The organism is Candidatus Scalindua japonica, assembly GCF_002443295.1.
GTDB lineage: Bacteria > Planctomycetota > Brocadiia > Brocadiales > Scalinduaceae > Scalindua > Scalindua japonica.
In genome coordinates this window covers 129,142-147,885 of sequence record NZ_BAOS01000003.1, presented here as the reverse complement: position 1 = coordinate 147,885, position 18,744 = coordinate 129,142, and the positions used below count along the sequence as shown (strand labels likewise).

The following is an 18,744-nucleotide window of genomic DNA, read 5'->3' as shown; positions in this document are numbered from 1 at the left end:
AAAACGTTTGCAATTACGATCATAATAACAAAAGCCAGAATAATGTCAAGCCAATAAAATAAAAATACACCTCAATTAGCGATGCCAAACGTTTACAAGCTTGAATATCATAACAAATGGCAGAATACTGTCTAGTCTCCAGACTCTTAACTAAAATGATACTTCATTGATACTGAATATGGCGCTTAACATGGAAATGACAACTACACCAATTGCACATCCCATTACCAGGATTAAAGCGGGCTCAACCAGAGATATGAGCCTCTTGATTCTCTGTTCTATGTCCGTATCCATGTTATCAGATACCTTTACAAGCATTTCATCCAATTTACCGGTCTCTTCACCAACCTTAAGCAGATGTTGAGCTATTCCTGGAAAGAACGCTTTCTCATTTAATGGAACCGTAAAACCTTTACCGGCCTTTATATCTGGTTTTACAGACTCTATTTTGTCTGATAAAAAAGCGTTTGACAGAACGCCCTTTGAAATATCAATAGAAGTCAACAGAGAGACTCCATTTTCAAGTAATGTGCCTAACGTTCTTGCAAAACGGGATATTTCAATTCTCCAGAATATATCTCCAAGGACAGGTATACCAAGTTTTTTCCTGTCTATACTCGCCTGTATACCGGTTTTATTCTTTAGTGATTTCAACAGGAAGTAGATGCCTGTTAAGACGAAAAACAAAACCCATCCGTAGTTTGTCAAAACGTCACAGAGTTTTATCAATATCTGGGTAGACATCGGCAGGGAAATGCCAACTTCATCAAAAACTTTTGTAAATCTTGGTATTACTATCAGGACCAATGCACCTACTGACAGAAGGCCTGACATAACCAGAAACATTGGATAGATAAGTGATGATGTTATCTCAGACTTAATCCTCTGCACTCTCTCCATAAAAGAGCCCAGACGTTCGAGTACACTGGGAAGAACACCACTCTCCTCACCGGCACGGACCATATTTACATAAACGCCGGGAAAGATATCAGGAAACATCGATAACGCGTCACCAAGTGATTTGCCGCCCTTAACCTCCTCCAGAATATCCAGTATCACCCCTTTAAACCTTTTATTGTCCTGTGCATCTGAAAGGATCCTGAGGCTTTTATCAAGTGAAACACCACTGTCGAGCAGAATGCCAAGTTCCTGGGTAAAAAAGACTGTAGCCTTCTTTACTGAACGGTTAGACAACAACTTGCCGGTCTTTCCTCCTCCGACTTCTTCAACTTTCAGGACAATATGACCCGATTTTTTCAGATAATCCAATAACTCCGTCTTGCTAACCGAAGCCCTCTTACCCTCCAGAACTCCGCTTCCTCTGGTCATAACACGATATTTAAATGTACTCATCTCTTTTCACTTCTTTCAGTATCCACAGGCATGAGGTTTATCGGTAAACCTTCAAGTATATCAGCAAATGCTGTTTTGTTAACTACTCTGCTCTCACCGTCTACTCTTTTTCCAGTCCGCGCGCCATCAACTACATTATATTTATAGTCTAGTTTGGTAACACCTCCTGTTTTTCTTTTTCTGGCACTGCCAGCCTTCTCAGGATCTGTCAATCCAGAATAGAGCAAAACGACTATCTCCTCCCCATGCCAGTCAAGCCTTATCCTGTCTTTTTCAATACTGGTAACTTTATATCCCTCTAAATCCTCTCCCTCTTCAACATACATTGTTTTCTTTTTACTGACCCCTTTTAGTGGATTGTTAATCAACGCTTTCTTTATATCTCCGACTATCACAATTCCGTGTAGAACAATCTTCTTTGGTTTTCCGGCCATAGCTTTTTTCTTGGCCATAGCTTTCTTTGCAATCTCTTTCTTTGCAAGATTTTTCTTCTTAATTTCAGATCTTTTTGGTATTACTGCCTTTACTACCCACTCTTTCCTGTTATGTGAGAACACATTCCTTTCAGTAATAATATTAAAGGCTTCATTTTCAATCACATCCTCCTTCTTTGAACCTACATCCACCGATTCAGGATCTGAAGGTACAGTGGCAGTGACAACTTCTTTTTTCCTTACTTCTACCATTGTAGACAGATCGGACACGTCCATAACAGGCATTAAGCAATAGATTAACACACTGGCTATTGTAAGCATTATGACAACTCCGAAAAGAGTCAAATTTACCACGTGCAATATACACCTTGTACCATGTACGTTATCTATGGAAGCATGTGTTTTCGGTTTATTACGCTTAATAAGCTTCTTAAATTTAAATTTTTTTTGTAACATTTTTTCTCTATCAAAAACAACCCCACTGCCCTGTTGATCATGTAAATGATACCATCGTGACCTCCTTAATATCAACCCCCTGTAATACCAATTGCCGGGGGGAGACCTGCCGTATTTTTTAATACTTTTGTCTCAAGCATCGCTATTGCAAACAGCTTAATGGTAGCTGACACTCCTTTCGTAGTAGTAAAGCCAGTGCTTTTTATTTTGAGATCATCTACAAAAACCAGTTTTTCATTATTGTATTCAATATTATGAAGAAATTTCTGAAGTCTCTTTATTTTATCTATTTCGTTTATCTGAACTCTCGCGTATACAAGCATTAAATGAGGCTTTTCATTTATTATTTCAACTTTTTGCGCAGAGCTTCTTGAAATCATAAGCCCACTCTTCCTCGCGACACTTTTAATATAATCTTGTAGTTTTGCCTGGGCCAGATCCTCTGTTGTTGATCGAATAAATTTCGTCTCAAAGGAGCTGTAGGTGTTTTTTAATTTCATTAACTGTTTCTCATATAAATCTTTGTCGCTAATTACGGCATTATATTTAATAAACAACTCCTTTTTTAAAGCAATTTTATCATTCAGGCTTCCTGGCTTACTTTGAAACGGGTTGAATGAGAGCTGATCGCATATTATTATGATGATCAAAACGACAGTAATTGACAAGAAGACCACAGTCCGCTTACTGAGCTTATTCAGAGATGTTCTCATCTTTACTTTATACCCCCTTTAATCTTAAATTTCTCTTTACCCGATTTATCCTTAACAACCGAAGAAGTAAAGCTGACACTGTCAAAACGAGGTGAGTATTCCAGTAAAGTCAGCACCTTTGAACCTGATAAGCCAATACCTTCTATCTCAAAACCATCCTTCTTTATTAATAAATTTCGTACCCATGTATCGTTCGGAAGCGCCTTTGTAAGCTCAGCAACCACGTCTATCCTACGTGAATTTTTCTGTACGACTTCATTTATTTTGTCATTAATTTCTGAAATACTATCTATTTCTTCTCTTAATCTGTTCGATACCATTACACGGGGACGCAGCTTTTTAAGCTTTGCATCGATAGCCTGTAAACTCTGCACCTTCTTGTCCCTGAATATACCGGGTAAAATAAAGATGAAAGCAAGTACCAGGATTGAAAGTATACCCATTATCGCAAAAGCTTTAATTCTAACTTTTGTTTTTACCTTTAATACATTAAATCTACCTAAAATCTCTGTAAGCCCGTTCAGCGCGACACCGAGTGATTGCTTATTTGAATCCCAATATTCAATATTTGCATCATCCTCACTCTGCACATCAATTGTTTCCTCCTGCCCACACTCCAAAAATTTTAATTCATCCGGTTTGTTCTCAATAATTTTAGTCTTTAATAAGTTTTTATTCCTAACCAGTGAAGTACTCACAAGTGATTTATCTACATATAAATTGAAAGTGTATCTGTCTTCGCATTTTTCAATGACAGCAACTTTATCATTGTTAACTAGTGGAATATAAGAGAGCGGAGAGATGATCACCCGATCTGGTTTAAGATTTGATGCCTCCAGTTTTACAATAACGCCATCCAACTCTTCCTTTTTTACGGCAAATATAAATACCTTTTCACCATATTCATCGGAATGAGAAGGATGGATGTCGTAGTATACTTCTTCTTCGGGGAATAGAACAAAACTGTCCAGCTGGTAGGAAATAGATTCTCTCAGTTCCTTAATATTTGATCCCGGCAACTCAATCTCCCTTACTATAGCCCTCTCTCTGGGCCATGACAAGACAGTATTCATTGTCTGAAAGCCGTGTGCATCCATTATTAATTTGAGATCCAGAGAATCCTTTATAAGAAAGTCATCAACCACTATACTTTGAGATGTGGATTTTAAGAATTTTTGAGATGCTTTCGAAATAATAAGATCATTTCCATGAAGTGACAATCCGATACTCTTTGGAAAGAACATTGTCTCTACTTTCTCCTTTGCTCGAAAAGTGATAGAGGTTGTTTGTCCACCCTGACGAACGAGTTCAGATGTGGGAAATAGCCACTAACCTGATCAAGAATTGCTCAATTCAGGTTAATATGGTTCTAAAGCCAATCTTTATATATCTATACTGGCCAGGTTCGTGTATTCTGTAGCTAAATCCTAATCCAAATCAAATTTCGCCAAACCGGATATCAGATCAACATACACTACCGCTTTCCTTGCATTGCTGCCTAGAAACTCTATCTTCGGGCCTGAACCTCTTCCGTTATTATAGAATATAAACTTCCCAACCTGTTGTTCGCCAATAGATGAAGGGTTTAAGACTATATCAGGTGGTATATTAAAGAACTGATCGTCGTTTCTTTGAAGAACATTTTGTTCATAATTGATAGAAACAGTTATATCTTTTTTTTCTAAAATTGCATCAAGATGTGTATTTCTCAAGTAAGTAACAACCTCAGAGACGGCATTTCTGAACTTTGCGGTATCAATACCGGTTGTTATTCTCGGCACAGAAATAACAGCACCAATTGTTATAATAACGAGAACAACTAATAATTCTATCAGCGTAAACGCTTTGGAATTACTATGCTTATCTACCATTATTTGTCTATCTTTTTGAAAGAGAGATATCCCTTATTCGTCCATACCCCACCAAAGATAAGTTCAGTAGAGTGTATCTCTGCCCAGCCATCTTTTAGTACAGTATCCAGCTCTTCTGAAAGGTTAAGAGTCTTCATTTCTTTGGCTTCCAATCTCACTACAACAGGTTCAATAAATCGTTCGCTATTCTCATAAAACTGGATCTTTGCATAATTTACGTCTGAAGTAGGATTAACAATGCTCAACTGCATTTCACCATAGAAATACGGAAGAATATAGTGAATTAAGTTTCTAATGGCAACATCTATCTGAGAGGAAACCACGCCGTCAGTTACTGTCAAAGTGCTGTTTCCCTGCTGCTTACCAAGTATATAAAAACTTAAATACCCCGACTCATCTGAAACGGAATGTCCGATGTTAACCGACAATATCTGATCATTCTCCGGAATCATCTGTACTTTATGTCCTTCAACCGGATTTCCATCTTCGTCCAGAACTAATACGTTTACCGATACAGTATCACTTACATCAATCATTGTACTGGTTGGGGATACAATTATCTGATCCCCTCCTGTTGCCTTCGAAGTGCTAACGTTCTCATCTGCAAAAGCAAAACAGCACCAGAATATCGTGAGAATAAATAAATAATGTATTTTAATTTTTATCAACACAAGTATTTTTCCATATAATATTTGTTCTTATAAATGATATCACTACAGATGTTTAAGTCAAGTCAAACTTAATTTATTCAGGATACGCAGCATATATTTTGTACCTGTTACCCTCCTTTCCTACAATCAACTTATAATCGTACCCATGAAGTGCTCTTGATTCGCTTGACTGTTTTTGCTTACTACCAGTTTTTTTAGAAAATGCGCTTATTGATATATAATCTGAATTTTCCAGGGTCAAAAAACGTTTTATATCTTCAAAACTGTCACCAATTATTCCAAGACCCCAAAAAACTTCCTTCAATTCCTCTATATCGCCAATTATACCATTTTCCTCAATATAGAGAGATAATTCATCAACAATGTCATCAGACAAGCCAGGTATTGAACTCAGTATTTCCTTTGATGCAATGTTTATATTAACTCTTATTTCTTTACCACCGTAAATAGTTGTAAAATCTCTTATACTCTTAAATATTTCAGGAGTTACACCTCGCAGCAGAGCCAATTCCTCAATAGAGTCGAAAGGTGCGTCCTTAGCTTTATAAGGTTCAGGCAGAGATCCATAAAACCCGTCTTCAGCTCCGTTAATGTGTGTCAGATCATCTGTGTCCATCCAATCCAGTATCGAATCGGCAATTATGTCTGCATCAAAAGCGTCAATATCCATCTTTTTGAGAAAGGTTACAAAGAATTCTCTATTTTTATCATTTAAACCATTTATATTAATTTTTCTGTTCTCAGAGGTTAAATATACATCACAATCTCTATCTCCTATAGTTACGGAATATGGATTCTTACCAGGGATCCACTTATTATCACTGTTTTTATCACTTTGCTCTGAATCACTATCCTCATTATCTGCCCCTGCATCAATTGGCGGGGATCCTCCTTTTGGAAGATCCCCGGGTGCAACGAAACCGTCCGCTCCCTGAGTATGGCTATTACCACTGTCTTTATACTTGTCTTTAGCTTTTGTGCTCGATCCACTATTGACAATTGACATTTTGGCAAATGCATAGAGAGACGCACCCCTGGCGGCATATGAATCCTTTACCCTGTCAGCACTGATAGATTTGAGCAGAACAGCCGTTTTAGTATCTTTAGAAAACCCCAGTGCAACCATGCTCAGGATTGTAATTGACCATAAAACAAAGATTAATACATAACCATTACAGGGGCTATCAATTCCTGGGTTTCGCCCCCCTTTGCAAACACAACTTTTACGGCTTTTGGCAAATTGTTTAATAGCCATTCATCCTTCCATTCAAGATCCGACTTAGTGGAAACTACGTCCACGTGCTCCTGTAATCCAAGATATTGAAACGAAATATTGTCATACCCATTAACAATCTCAACCGCTTCACTATCATTAAACATTAAATCATTTTGGTCCTTAAATGAATTCAGGTTTTCACCCGGAACAAATCGCTTCTCCTTATAATTCAGGCTGAAACTTTCACCATCTACTTCAGTATAATAATAGGCCATCATCAATCCTAATCCATAACTTCTTTCCAGAGAAACAGAGGTCACAAAAATAATTTTATCTGAATTGCCATCAAAAATAATATCTTTATTAATTAACTCATTCCTCATCGATGTTGCCTGTTGGTGAAAAAAGAATAATGCGCAGTTATCTCTATATCTATCCTCAAGCCACTTACTCCCCTTCTCCATCTGAAAAAAACCTGTTCTTATAGCAAAGGACACGAGCAGGATTAATACCGTACCAATAGAAAGTGCAATTATAAGCTCTAATAAAGTAAATGCTCTGGTGCATGGTTGTTTAGTAGACCCTTTTTGAAATGAGACTACTACATTTGTTATACTCTCCCTCTCGCGCATTGACACATTTACCCGTTCGACATGTAATGAGCGTTTGCTCTTTCTCATCTAATGCCTACACTTGAAATGTTAACACCTTCAACTGACACTGTATAGAAGTACACATCTCTCTCATATCCTCTGAAACCGTCAACGCTTTCATCTTCTACACTCCAGTTGATGTCCCTGCCCTTAATCTTACCCTGGACTGTTTTCTTATCATTGTCCAGATCTAAACCGACATCTATCAGTCCAAGGAAAGATTGTTCAGTCTTAGTAACAGCAATTTCCATCCTTTTATCATAGTCGTTAATTTTACCTCTAAGCATTGCTGAACTTCCTAAAAGCCTTACAAAGATTGTTATGGACACTCCTACAATAACAAGCGCGACGACGACCTCGATGATGGTAAAGCCACTGTGGCTCTTTTTTGGCATCATAATACTATTTTCCTCACTCCAAAACATATCATGAGTATTACCACTAAACCGCATAAAAACAAGTCAATGTAGCCAAACTTTTTCCCGCTTCCTGGTGACATATCTTTATAGCTTTCAATTTATCATTCAATAACAAGCACACTCTCTTAAAAGTTATTTCACCATTTCCTTCTTTTGCATCTTTGCTATTTGCTTTAATTTGTTTTTGAATTCACTGGTTAATCTATCTGCATCATCATTTTTATTAATAATATAAGGTGTGAGCAGTATCATTAACTCTGTTTTAGATTTAGATGAGTCCAGTGACCTGAATATTTTACCAAGATAGGGTATGTCACCCAGATAGGGAAGCTTTTTTACTGTTACCTCATCTTTAGTATCAATAATACCACCCAGGTATATTGCATGGCCACTCATGACGACCAACGATGTCTCTGTTTTCCTGATTGTAAAATTCGGGGTATCTGGTACTTGTGATGTATTTGCAATTTCACTGATTTCCTGCGTGATATCCAGTGTAATCATATTGTTTTCACCGATTCGCGGGGTGACCGTGAGTATTTTTCCAATATCGCGATACTGTACATTTGCCACTGTGGTTCCAGCGGTACCTGCCCCTGCTGAACTGGTACCCGATAATACAGGTTCAGACGATCCTACCTGGATGCTTGCCGTCTGTTCGTCACGAACAAGGATATGTGGCGAAGAAAGTATTTCAGTCTGTCCCTCAGAAGCAATAAAATTAAATATTGTATCTATGTCTCTGTTAAAAGTAAATGCTCTGACACCACCAGCCAAAGTACCTGTATCACCAGAAACTATACCTGTGGGTAAGAGTGATCCGACCGCCCCCTTTGGTTTTCCGCTTGCGCTGGCCCCCCCATACCTGAAAAACACCTCGACTCCACGGTCCAGAGCATCCGTCAAAGTCACCTCCGCGATTATTGCCTCTATTAGTACCTGTTGTGGAGTAGCGTCAATCTTCTGTATAATAGCCTTGATACTCTGGTAATCGGAAGGCAATGCTTTTACAATAATAGCGTTTGTGTTCTTATCGGCAATAATCTTCATGGGTTCTGTTCCGCCTTTAATGTTTTTATCGGCCGGTGTAATTTTTTCTTTAAACAATTCTGTTAAAATCGCAACTGTAGTTTCTGCCTGTTCATGCTGCATTTTATAAATATACATTTTCGGCTTATACACCCCTATATGAATATCGATATTAGCAATCCACGAGTCTACGGAATCCAGGAGTTCAGGTATAGATGTTGCAACCATTATTTTATTAGTATCCTGAAATGGTATAAATGATATGTCCATTTTTGGGGACTTGGTGCTTGCACCAAGCGTTTGCGCGACCAGCTCCAGGTCCTTAGCAAGAGCAACAGGATCAGCATACTTTATCTCATAGAACTTTAATACCTTACCGGAAAAAAACGGGACATCATATGTATCTATAACCTTCAACAGCCGGACCATATTCGTAACATTATCGGAAATGACAAGCGCATGCGTATCATTTGGGGCGATAACAAAGCCGGCTTTAGTCAATAGTCCTCTCAGTGTCGGAATGATGGCCTGTGGCACCACATGTTTTAAGGGTATTAACTGTGTAATCACTTCCCGGCCTCCCGGTTTTATACTGCTATCCAACTGTACAATCCTTGCTTCGCCTCTGGCTTCCTGTATAGGCAGAACTTTAGATATCTTACCGTCATTAACTATGGCAAATCCGTTTATATTTAAAGTTGCCTGTACGATATCCATCAATTCACTATTATAAAATCTGCCTTCTGTCCTAAGCGTAATCACACCAGTAACTCTCTTATCGATGGCATAGTTTAAACCCATTATATCGCCAAGAATAACTTTCAAAACCTCTTTAATATCAGCATTTTGAAAGTTAAATGTTATGTCAATTTTCTTGCCTTCCGGAACTTTTGCCTGAGCAGCCTCTCGCCCTGGCATCTGTTGAGGATAATGGACCTCACTGGGTGCATGTTTCTCTTCCTTCCCAATATCTGGCTTTCTGTTTGAAGATATTTCCCATTCCCATTGCCTGCTCTCTGATATTTCAGTTTTCTCTTGATCTTTCTTAACAGCTACATTTTCTGCACTGTCCTGATTTTTGTCAGGAGTTATCTTACAGCCTGCTTCAATCATTAAGATCAAAGAAAGTAAAATAAGTAGAAAGTTCTTATTCATATATTTAATTTTCGCGAAAAAAATCAGCGTTCCAGATCTATAACAGCTGAGAAAAGACCTTTCTGGAATCCAGGACAAGAGTACATATCTTGCTTGTTATTAAGAGTTTATAAAAAATAGTATATTATTGTACAAAGAAAAGCAAGGTATAAATCGAAGACCCGATTGAACAATCAACTCTAAGTAAATATACCATTAATTTCAAATATTCTTCTCATTAAGAATAAAAAATTTAACTTTGAAATAAGATATCGTTACTCGCTTAAATACTTTCCCAACAATTCCAAAGTCTCTTTATCGTGCAACTTGTCCTTACCATATCCCGGCACTGCTCCAAACCCTACCGCTTCATCCATTTTATCTTTGTAGTTAGTGACCATCAACAATGGAACGTCAAAGCGATTATCATTTTTCATTCTCTTAATCAATTCCAGACCGCTCTCCTGATCAAATGCCCCTATCCTGTTAATAATAACTAAATCACAAGCCTGATTTTCAAGGTGCTCTATTGTCTTCTTTAAGAGTTTCACCCTTGTTACCTTGGCAGAAAAGTTATTCTCTATCAATGAAGTAATTTGTGGATGGTCTAAGTCGCAATGACCGACTACTAGCACATTTTTCATCTAAACCCTTATCCCTTCCCTCTTTCGTTTAAAAAGATATATCTTGTTATTTCTCTTTTAAATCAAATTATGTCACTGTATCTAACAAAAGAATGAATGTCAATACCTACACCTCATTATAAAGATAGCATTTAAAACTTTAAACTATAAATAATGCATGATTGTTGATAATATATCCGGTTTATTATATAAATACAGAACAATTTTTTATTAATGCGAGTTAAATGGAACAACATAATAACGAACAAAAAAGAGATAATGAAACAGGAAAACAACCTTCAGTAGATTTTATCAGAACATTTGTAGCTGAAGACAACCGGACAAAGAAGTGGGACGGTAAAGTAATAACAAGATTCCCTCCTGAACCAAACGGTTTTCTTCATATTGGACATGCTAAATCAATCTGCCTGAATTTTGGCATTGCTGCTGAAAATGATGGTGGACGCTGCCATCTGAGGTTTGATGACACTAATCCTGTTATGGAAGAAGCCAGATACGTAGAATCTATCCGGGAAGATGTTCGCTGGATGGGCTGGGATTGGGGCAAACATCTATACTATGCTTCAGATTATTTCGATCAAATGTATGATTATGCAGTTCAATTAATCAAAAATGGCCATGCCTATGTCTGTGATCTGACCCCGGAACAGATGAGAGAATATCGCGGCACTTTAACTTCTCCGGGCAAAGAGAGCCCATACCGCTACCGAAGTATCGAAGAGAATCTGGACCTTTTAGATAGAATGAAAGCAGGTGAGTTCGAAGACGGCACCCGTGTACTTCGAGCAAAAATAGATATATCATCTGCCAATATGAACATGCGGGACCCTGTTATGTACCGCATTTTACATGCAGACCATCACCGTACTGGAGGCAAGTGGAGAATTTATCCCACCTACGATTGGGCACATGGGCTGGAAGATTCCATTGAGGGTATTACCCATTCTATCTGCACACTGGAATTTGAAAATCACAGGCCGCTCTATGACTGGTATCTTGACAAACTTGAAGTCCATCACCCTCAACAGATTGAGTTTGCGCGATTAGAACTCACTTATACCGTGATGAGTAAACGTAAACTACTGCAGTTGGTCGAGGAAAAACACGTAAATGGATGGGATGACCCCCGTATTCCAACTATCAGTGGAATGCGCAGGCGCGGATACAGCCCGGAATCAATTCGTGAATTCTGCAGGCGTATCGGGGTAAACAAGTTTAACAGCACAATTGATTTTGCACTGTTGGAACATTGTATTCGCGAAGACCTGAATAAAACATCAAATCGTGTTATGGCAGTATTAAAACCATTAAAGGTAGTAATAGACAATTATCCTGAAGAAGAGGAAGAGTGGATGGACGCGGTAAACAATCCGGAAGATCCGGAGGCAGGTACCAGAAAGGTTCCTTTTTCGAAAGTATTGTACATTGAGCAGGATGATTTCATGGAAGACCCTCCCAAAAAGTTTTTCCGCCTGGCACCAGGTAGAGAAGTAAGGCTACGCTATGCTTATTTTGTAACCTGTAAAGATGTCGTCAAAGATGACAAAGGGCATATCGTAGAGATACATTGCAGTTATGACCCGGCAACACGTGGTGGAAACGCACCTGACGGACGTAAGGTAAAGTCGACTATTCACTGGGTGTCTGCAGCACATGCACTAAATGCGGAAGTCAGACTTTACGACCACCTCTTTAACAGAGAAAATCCTGAAGAGACAGCAGACGGTGAAGACTTCAAATCAAATTTGAACCCACAATCGCTCAAAACACTCTCAGGCTGTATGATTGAACCATGCCTCAAAAATACCAGGCCACTCGATAGATTTCAGTTTGAAAGACTTGGTTACTTCTGTACGGATGCAGAATCCACAAAAGAGAAAATTGTCTTTAACAGAACGGTAACACTGCGTGACACCTGGGCTAAAATCCAAAAGAGGGGACAAATTAAATAATATTGATTTTGTCTTTTCCTGCAGTCAAATCATTGGTATTTCTACACCATGCTATTGCAGCTTCGCTCAACAATATATTTAAGTTATTTAATATTTTACCGATAATCAACATAGTAGTAATAAAGCAACTACATTATCTCACTATTAATTATTTTGAATATTTGATTTTGAAGGGAAGGATATAATGGACATTAAAGAATTAGAGGGTGGCATAACAAAAGCTATTAATGAGGCTACAAACGAAGTCTTTACCACTATGCTGATGATGGAGGTAAAGACACAGGAGTCATTCGTGAAGGACGAAAAGAACGTTAGTACTGATTTAATCTCCTCTCTTCACTTCTTTGGTGACCAATATATGGGAAAAATCGCGATCTTCTCCTCTGCTGCAGTTGCATGTAATATTGCCAACTCGATGTTGGGTACAGATACGGTTGAAGTTAACGATGAAATCAAAGATGGTATGGGTGAACTTGTCAACATGATTGCGGGAGTTGCAAAAGTAAAACTCACAGACACACTTGGGGACATGCACCTACTAACGCCATGGGTAATCGCCGGCAGACATTTATCTATTGCCTCTTCAGATGGCAGGGACGCGAGCAGCAGTGAAGGAGGTGTAGATTTTGCACTTGATTCACAGGCATCTTTTTCCTGGGTCATGACAAAAGTTGAATATGATAACGGTGCGTTTCTTGTAGGAGTACAACCTAATGCCGTCCCGGAAGAGAATACAGCAGCATCTATTTCAGATAGAGAGATTAAAGCTTTAAAAGAAGAGATAAGTAAACTAAAAGAAGAGATAGTGCAATTGAAATCATAACCCGGATAATAGCAACCCCGCCGCGTTTGTCAAAAAATAGACTTCTGGCCAATATGCATTTTTAATAAGCAGTATACATTTCAATAAAGCTTAATTTCTCTTTACCTATAGTTTAATATAGGTAATACTTTAATCGTTTCATCCAGCAAAAATTCATGCCTAAGCCCTTATAAATGTACCACTCTTACCACCGCTCTTATTGACAAGAAAGATGTCACTTATGAGCATTGATTTATCTGCGGATTTACACATGTCGTAAATTGTAAGAGCACACACTGAAACCGCAGTGAGTGCTTCCATCTCAACGCCTGTTTTCGCTGTTATCTTAACTTCTGCCAGGATTTCAATTGTATCCTTACTATTATTGGTATAATCGATCTTAACCGAATTTATATTAAGCGGATGGCACATCGGAATCAGTTCACTTGTTTTTTTTGCCGCCATTATGCCTGCAACGCGAGCTACTTCAAGCACATCTCCCTTTCTCACCTGCTTATCCATTATTAATCTGAATGTTTGGGAATTCATGGTCACAGACGCATGAGCTACCGCAATACGTTCGGTAATATCCTTATTGCTCACGTCTACCATTCGAGAAGCGCCGTTCTTATCAATGTGTGTTAGTGTTGGATTATTCATTTTTGTAATTAAATTTAAAGCTTTTAATCCGCTCTGTATAACATCAGAGCGACTAACCTCTCTTTCGAGAGGATTCCAGTATTTGACTCCTCTCGAAAGAGAGGAGTCAACAGACTCGCCTTCACTTATTATCCGCCAATTTGATTCATTACCGCCTTGTTTTTTCCTGAATGTACTATAGGCTTCATAGTTGTCACTTTTTTAAATGCTTTTGTTAACTCGTTAGCCAGTTCCTCTTCGTCAAGATGAGAAGAGCGCAATAAACCCCTGACATCAACCTCTCCACCACTCAACAGACATGAACGTAATTTTCCATCAGACGTAAGTCTCAGACGATTACAAGTACTACAAAATGGTTTTGAAACCGCTGAGATAAATCCTATTGTCCCCAACGCTCCCTTCATTCTGTAAATCGTAGCAGGACCTCCCCCTACTCTTTCATTCACAGGAACCAGCTCGCCAATCTCCTGCACTCTCTCCTTTATCTCTGAAGACGGCATAAATCTGTCTGCATCAACCATATTCTTCCATCCGGAAGCCATCAACTCTATAAATCTTAACTCTATGTTTCTCTCCAAAATATAGCGGACAAAATCCAGTATTTCATCATCATTCTGTCCACGCATTATTACTGCATTCATCTTTGTGCCAGTAAAACCGACCTTCAAGACTTCTTCCACACCATCAAATACGTCCTGAACATTACCACCTCTGGTTATATCAGCAAACCGATCCGGACGTAAAGTATCCAGACTAATATTCAGCCTTGAAAGGCCGCTCTTTTTCAAAGTACCCGCATACTCCTTCAGGTTAACCCCGTTTGTAGTTAATGCTATATCATTAATACCATCAATATCTGTAATTTGTTTAATAAGAGTAGTAATACCTCTCCTTACGAGTGGTTCTCCTCCGGTAAGTCTTATCTTGTTTACACCAAGGGTTACCCCATGTTTTATTATCCTTAGTATCTCTTCAAAACTCAGAATTTCATCCCTTTCACTCAATTCTGACCCTCCGGGTGGCATGCAATATACACACCTTAAGTTACACAAATCAGTAACAGAAACTCTAAGATAACTAATCTTTCTGGAATGTTTATCAATCATTTATTTCTCACTTAATTTGTCAATTTAGATGACTATGCAATAATTTTCTTTGCTATTTCCATAAGTGCTGAAGAATTCTTTGAATTATTGTTGGTTGATACAAAAGCCTTGCCTTCATCACATTTCGAAGCAATTTCCGGATCAAGAGGAATCTTACCAAGAAACGGAACATTCATTTTCTTCGCAATTTTTTCGCCTCCTCCTGATTTAAATACATCAATCTCTCCACTGCAATGAGGACACGTCAGTACACTCATATTTTCAACAATTCCAATAACGTGTACATCATAGTCCTGCGCGAACAAGATAGCCTTCTGCGCGTCCAGGAGAGCAACATCCTGAGGAGTTGTAACGATAATGGCACCATCCACCTTTCCCGCCTTTCCAATTTCCTCAATCATCGTAATCTGCTCGTTACCTGTTCCTGGAGGTAAATCGGACAGAAGAAAATCAAGCTCTCCCCAGTTAAAAATACGAACAAGGTCACAAAGAAAAGGTTGCTTTGCTGCATCTCTCCACGCGATAGGCTCTTCTGGATTTGGAAGCATAAAGGCAATTGAGACTACTTTGAGATTGTCATTAATGGACAGTGGCTCAATACCATTCTCAGTTTCCTTCATCCTGCCTCCTTCCACACCAAGCATCTTAGGAATATTTGGGCCGTGTATATCCACATCAGCAATTCCTACTTTATAGCCCATCTCTGCTAAAGCCACTCCAAGATTAGCAGTTACCGTACTCTTACCAACACCTCCCTTATTAGACATGATAATAATCTTTTTCTTTATCTTAGACATCCTGTTACTTAATGCCCAATCATTGTGATTCTGTCCTTTTTCTGGTCTTTTACAGGTCTCAAAATCGGGGCAAAAATCACAGGTAAATGGCCTTTCACACTTTTCTTCCATAAGTAGTTAACCTTTTTATTTGTATGTTTTAATAGTATTTAAATTCTTTTAATGTTAAGGAACAACCTTGATGGCAATTGGCTGGTTTACCGTGTTACATACATTTTCACAAATACCACAACCAACACACTTTTCTCTTCTCACTACAGGTTTATTATCTTCCAGATAAATTGCATCCGGGACAGGACAATTCCTCACACATTGTTCACAAAATTGAGCACCATATGCCATGCAATTATCTTCATTTATAGATGCATGTCCCATCGTTATTTCTTCAACCTTATTCACCGCAACCAGCGCACCATCATTACATGCCTTTATACAGTGATAATCTTCACACAGATAACAAGGTGTTTCTTCTGGTACTATTATTGGTGTGCCGTCTGCAATATCAAAATCTTTATTCAGTTTTCTGATACTCTCATGTGGGCAAACTTTTATACACTCATCACACTTGGTACACAAAGCAATAAATTCCTCTTCGCGCACCGCACCCGGTGGCCTGATGTATCGCCTTTTTTTAGCATGCAAACTAAGTCCAGAACTGTTTTTGGTAACAGCCTCCACCTTGTTTTTTACTATCTCACTGACAGCATTCCCAAAATAGGAAAATGTCTCTTTGAAGAAAGTCCTTCTTCCCTGGTCTATAATCTCGTCACTCATTTTCTTTTATCTCTTTAATACGTTATAATTCACAACATATTTGCTGAATTTTTTGGCAGAGGTAAAACAACCCCCCTTAGTCCCCCCTTTTTTAAGGGGGAAACTAAGGGGGTTGTTGGTCTAAGTATAACAATCCATCTGACATAGAAAAATTGTACGGAAATATTGGTAATCTTTTATCTATTTCTGATCTTACATATTCGTAAACTTCACCTGACTCTTCAGGTGTCATGCCGCCGTCTGTCTCGTAGAAATAACCAAGACTTAAATCATCATGTTTAGGATGTCCTATTTTAGTCAATCCATATTTCCCAGGATCACGTAAAATCGGTGCGTGTTTTTCCAACTCAAAAAGGCATGCAAGACAAGAGGAACCTTTTGAATTCAGAAATTTGTCATTAGATATCACAAAATCAAGAGTTTCCAAAGCTTCCTCTCTTGTTTCTGATGGAAAGCCAACAATAACGTACATATGAATAGCTATACCTGTTTTATCACAATTATCAATAATGTTCTTCGTGATTTCAGTCTCTATTCCTTTATCCATTAACGACAATATTCTTTTATTGGAAGACTCAAGTCCAAAAACCATCTTAAGACAGCCAGCTTCACGCGCTTTACTCAATATGTCCTTTGTGAGCCCTTTATCAAATCTTACACCTGCCATCCATTTAATATTATTTTTCTTTGCTATTAATCTCGAACTCACGCTATCCAACTGTTTAACCGGCATACACTCATCACTGAAAAACATGTATTCCATACTGTACTTCTCTTTAAGCCGATCGATATCTTCAAGCACCAAATCCAGATTCCTTAATCTGAATTTTAAATTATCTACATGTAGATTACAGAACGTACACTTTCTCCAATAGCAACCCCGCGATCCCTGTAAAGGTAAAACTCTCCTTGGAGATAAATATCGATCCAGTGGAAAACCATCATAATCCGGTGTTGGAAGTTCATTGATGTCTTCAATATGAAAAGGTTGGTTGACACGGATTCTTTTACCTTCTTTATAAACAAGGTTAGGCACCTTACTGAAATCCTTCTTTCCGTTAAGCTGCTCTATAAGACCTAGAAGTGCATGTTCACCCTCAAACACAATAAAACTATCAACAAGATCAAAAAGCAGATGATTTTGCTGAAGATTATCAATCAACTTTGTAAATACACTACCCCCCATCGTAATATGAATATCTCTGTTCTTTTCCTTTACCAGACTTGCCAAGGTAAAAGCGGGCATTACCTGAGATGTCGCAGTAACAGATATTCCCAGTAAATCAAGTCCATCATTTGTCAAAGAATCCATGATGTGTTCATCAAACAGGCTATGATACGGATTTTCATGTTTATCATTAACAGCTTTTATTACGTCTTCAGAGGAATATACACTGTATCTCATGGAATTGTCTGCAATTGATATTTCAGATGGGTAATAAAGCATTCCAAACGCCTGCAGCCATCTATCAATTATCTTCCAACACTCTACATAATCATCAATTTCATAAAAACCCTTAGATTTCAATGTTGACTTTGCCCATTCTACATTCTGAACCATATTCTCTCTTTCTATCACTTCTCTGGCCCAGTTTAACCTGGAATATACTTCTTCATGGTTTTCTCCAGAACCAATTGTGTTTTTTCCTGTACTCAATCTATTTTCTATTTCAGCGCATGTATTTCTGATTTTATCAGAAGAAAGCAATACATCCATTATCTCTATATTTAAATCACGTATAGCGACATTCTCTACTCCCCTCTTCTTTAAAAAACCCTGTAATGACGGAAGACTCAGGAATGGCTGAGATGGTATCCAGGAAGGTGGAAAGACTAGGGAAACCTGCAAATATACTCCTCAAAAATTAAACTGCATAATCAAATATTTGAAAATAGTAAGCTATAGCTGCCTAATAAATTTTGACTTTGCTAAACTTTAAATAATCCCGAACAGAGTCGAAGTGTAAACTTTTACAGAAATAGCGAATTAACATTATTAATCTATTATAAATGCTATTTTCTGTACTTCAAATTAAAAAAGCCCCTGACAATAAAGTCAG

18 protein-coding genes are annotated in these 18,744 nt (G+C 38.2%); 2 read left to right on the top strand and 16 right to left on the bottom strand.

Annotation, left to right across the window (positions count from 1 at the left end):
• Window positions 1-150: 150 nt before the first annotated feature.
• From SCALIN_RS02060 to SCALIN_RS02010, 11 genes are all read right to left on the bottom strand, one after another.
• Window positions 151-1,353, bottom strand: a complete 1,203-nt coding sequence (locus tag SCALIN_RS02060; protein ID WP_096892601.1) for a type II secretion system F family protein — start codon at window positions 1,351-1,353, stop codon at window positions 151-153.
• Window positions 1,350-2,243 carry a hypothetical protein gene (locus SCALIN_RS02055; protein ID WP_133111614.1) on the bottom strand — a complete coding sequence of 298 codons (894 nt, stop codon included), beginning with the start codon at window positions 2,241-2,243 and terminating at the stop codon, window positions 1,350-1,352. The genes SCALIN_RS02060 and SCALIN_RS02055 overlap by 4 nt, the downstream gene beginning before the upstream one ends.
• 71 nt (window positions 2,244-2,314) lie before the next feature.
• On the bottom strand, window positions 2,315-2,956 hold the full coding sequence (locus SCALIN_RS02050; RefSeq protein ID WP_096892599.1) for a GspMb/PilO family protein: 642 nt from the start codon (window positions 2,954-2,956) through the stop codon (window positions 2,315-2,317).
• Window positions 2,957-2,958: 2 nt separating this feature from the next.
• Window positions 2,959-4,200 carry a PilN domain-containing protein gene (locus tag SCALIN_RS02045; protein WP_096892598.1) on the bottom strand — a complete coding sequence of 414 codons (1,242 nt, stop codon included), beginning with the start codon at window positions 4,198-4,200 and terminating at the stop codon, window positions 2,959-2,961.
• Between the two features lie 183 nt (window positions 4,201-4,383).
• A complete protein-coding gene (locus tag SCALIN_RS02040; protein ID WP_096892597.1) occupies window positions 4,384-4,827 on the bottom strand; it encodes a prepilin-type N-terminal cleavage/methylation domain-containing protein in 444 nt (147 codons plus the stop codon).
• The gene (locus SCALIN_RS02035; protein ID WP_096892596.1) at window positions 4,827-5,498 is read right to left on the bottom strand and encodes an Ig-like domain-containing protein; all 672 of its coding nucleotides are present in this window, start codon (window positions 5,496-5,498) and stop codon (window positions 4,827-4,829) included. Before SCALIN_RS02035 ends, SCALIN_RS02040 begins: the two co-directional genes overlap by 1 nt.
• 73 nt (window positions 5,499-5,571) lie before the next feature.
• Window positions 5,572-6,753: a type II secretion system minor pseudopilin gene (locus SCALIN_RS02030; protein ID WP_096892595.1), complete on the bottom strand. Its 1,182-nt coding sequence runs from the start codon at window positions 6,751-6,753 to the stop codon at window positions 5,572-5,574.
• Entirely contained in the window at window positions 6,657-7,394 is a 738-nt protein-coding gene (locus SCALIN_RS02025; protein WP_096892594.1) for a PulJ/GspJ family protein, read from the bottom strand. Before SCALIN_RS02025 ends, SCALIN_RS02030 begins: the two co-directional genes overlap by 97 nt.
• Window positions 7,391-7,765 carry a prepilin-type N-terminal cleavage/methylation domain-containing protein gene (locus tag SCALIN_RS02020; protein WP_162532107.1) on the bottom strand — a complete coding sequence of 125 codons (375 nt, stop codon included), beginning with the start codon at window positions 7,763-7,765 and terminating at the stop codon, window positions 7,391-7,393. The genes SCALIN_RS02025 and SCALIN_RS02020 overlap by 4 nt, the downstream gene beginning before the upstream one ends.
• 153 nt (window positions 7,766-7,918) lie before the next feature.
• Entirely contained in the window at window positions 7,919-9,970 is a 2,052-nt protein-coding gene (gspD, locus tag SCALIN_RS02015; RefSeq protein ID WP_133111612.1) for a type II secretion system secretin GspD, read from the bottom strand.
• Between the two features lie 254 nt (window positions 9,971-10,224).
• Window positions 10,225-10,593, bottom strand: a complete 369-nt coding sequence (locus SCALIN_RS02010) for a response regulator transcription factor (RefSeq protein ID WP_096892591.1) — start codon at window positions 10,591-10,593, stop codon at window positions 10,225-10,227.
• 224 nt (window positions 10,594-10,817) lie between these two features.
• Between SCALIN_RS02010 and SCALIN_RS02005 the strand changes: the two genes are divergently transcribed.
• On the top strand, window positions 10,818-12,545 hold the full coding sequence (locus SCALIN_RS02005) for a glutamine--tRNA ligase/YqeY domain fusion protein (protein ID WP_096892590.1): 1,728 nt from the start codon (window positions 10,818-10,820) through the stop codon (window positions 12,543-12,545).
• 184 nt (window positions 12,546-12,729) lie between these two features.
• The gene (locus SCALIN_RS02000; protein WP_096892589.1) at window positions 12,730-13,368 is read left to right on the top strand and encodes a chemotaxis protein CheX; all 639 of its coding nucleotides are present in this window, start codon (window positions 12,730-12,732) and stop codon (window positions 13,366-13,368) included.
• Window positions 13,369-13,527: 159 nt separating this feature from the next.
• On the opposite strand, the gene moaC is transcribed toward SCALIN_RS02000, so the two are convergent.
• The 5 genes from moaC to SCALIN_RS01975 form a co-directional block, all read right to left on the bottom strand.
• Window positions 13,528-14,007: a cyclic pyranopterin monophosphate synthase MoaC gene (gene moaC / locus SCALIN_RS01995; protein WP_096892588.1), complete on the bottom strand. Its 480-nt coding sequence runs from the start codon at window positions 14,005-14,007 to the stop codon at window positions 13,528-13,530.
• Between the two features lie 128 nt (window positions 14,008-14,135).
• Complete coding sequence (gene moaA, locus SCALIN_RS01990) at window positions 14,136-15,113, bottom strand: GTP 3',8-cyclase MoaA (RefSeq protein WP_096892587.1); 978 nt, start codon at window positions 15,111-15,113, stop codon at window positions 14,136-14,138.
• Window positions 15,114-15,145: 32 nt separating this feature from the next.
• Complete coding sequence (locus SCALIN_RS01985; protein WP_096892586.1) at window positions 15,146-16,021, bottom strand: Mrp/NBP35 family ATP-binding protein; 876 nt, start codon at window positions 16,019-16,021, stop codon at window positions 15,146-15,148.
• A 54-nt stretch (window positions 16,022-16,075) separates the two neighbouring features.
• Entirely contained in the window at window positions 16,076-16,684 is a 609-nt protein-coding gene (locus SCALIN_RS01980) for a 4Fe-4S dicluster domain-containing protein (RefSeq protein ID WP_096892585.1), read from the bottom strand.
• A 103-nt stretch (window positions 16,685-16,787) separates the two neighbouring features.
• Window positions 16,788-18,533 carry a B12-binding domain-containing radical SAM protein gene (locus tag SCALIN_RS01975; RefSeq protein WP_096892584.1) on the bottom strand — a complete coding sequence of 582 codons (1,746 nt, stop codon included), beginning with the start codon at window positions 18,531-18,533 and terminating at the stop codon, window positions 16,788-16,790.
• Window positions 18,534-18,744: the final 211 nt, after the last annotated feature.

What these genes read in the sequence shown, in the direction of transcription:
- SCALIN_RS02060 (WP_096892601.1), bottom strand. Translation starts at nt 1,353, where the DNA reads ATGAGTACATTTAAATATCGTGTTATGACCAGAGGAAGCGGAGTTCTG.
- SCALIN_RS02055 (WP_133111614.1), bottom strand. Translation starts at nt 2,243, where the DNA reads ATGTTACAAAAAAAATTTAAATTTAAGAAGCTTATTAAGCGTAATAAA.
- SCALIN_RS02050 (WP_096892599.1), bottom strand. Translation starts at nt 2,956, where the DNA reads ATGAGAACATCTCTGAATAAGCTCAGTAAGCGGACTGTGGTCTTCTTG.
- SCALIN_RS02045 (WP_096892598.1), bottom strand. Translation starts at nt 4,200, where the DNA reads ATGTTCTTTCCAAAGAGTATCGGATTGTCACTTCATGGAAATGATCTT.
- SCALIN_RS02040 (WP_096892597.1), bottom strand. Translation starts at nt 4,827, where the DNA reads ATGGTAGATAAGCATAGTAATTCCAAAGCGTTTACGCTGATAGAATTA.
- SCALIN_RS02030 (WP_096892595.1), bottom strand. Translation starts at nt 6,753, where the DNA reads ATGGCTATTAAACAATTTGCCAAAAGCCGTAAAAGTTGTGTTTGCAAA.
- SCALIN_RS02025 (WP_096892594.1), bottom strand. Translation starts at nt 7,394, where the DNA reads ATGAGAAAGAGCAAACGCTCATTACATGTCGAACGGGTAAATGTGTCA.
- SCALIN_RS02020 (WP_162532107.1), bottom strand. Translation starts at nt 7,765, where the DNA reads ATGATGCCAAAAAAGAGCCACAGTGGCTTTACCATCATCGAGGTCGTC.
- gspD (WP_133111612.1), bottom strand. Translation starts at nt 9,970, where the DNA reads ATGAATAAGAACTTTCTACTTATTTTACTTTCTTTGATCTTAATGATT.
- SCALIN_RS02010 (WP_096892591.1), bottom strand. Translation starts at nt 10,593, where the DNA reads ATGAAAAATGTGCTAGTAGTCGGTCATTGCGACTTAGACCATCCACAA.
- SCALIN_RS02005 (WP_096892590.1), top strand. Translation starts at nt 10,818, where the DNA reads ATGGAACAACATAATAACGAACAAAAAAGAGATAATGAAACAGGAAAA.
- SCALIN_RS02000 (WP_096892589.1), top strand. Translation starts at nt 12,730, where the DNA reads ATGGACATTAAAGAATTAGAGGGTGGCATAACAAAAGCTATTAATGAG.
- moaC (WP_096892588.1), bottom strand. Translation starts at nt 14,007, where the DNA reads ATGAATAATCCAACACTAACACACATTGATAAGAACGGCGCTTCTCGA.
- moaA (WP_096892587.1), bottom strand. Translation starts at nt 15,113, where the DNA reads ATGATTGATAAACATTCCAGAAAGATTAGTTATCTTAGAGTTTCTGTT.
- SCALIN_RS01985 (WP_096892586.1), bottom strand. Translation starts at nt 16,021, where the DNA reads ATGGAAGAAAAGTGTGAAAGGCCATTTACCTGTGATTTTTGCCCCGAT.
- SCALIN_RS01980 (WP_096892585.1), bottom strand. Translation starts at nt 16,684, where the DNA reads ATGAGTGACGAGATTATAGACCAGGGAAGAAGGACTTTCTTCAAAGAG.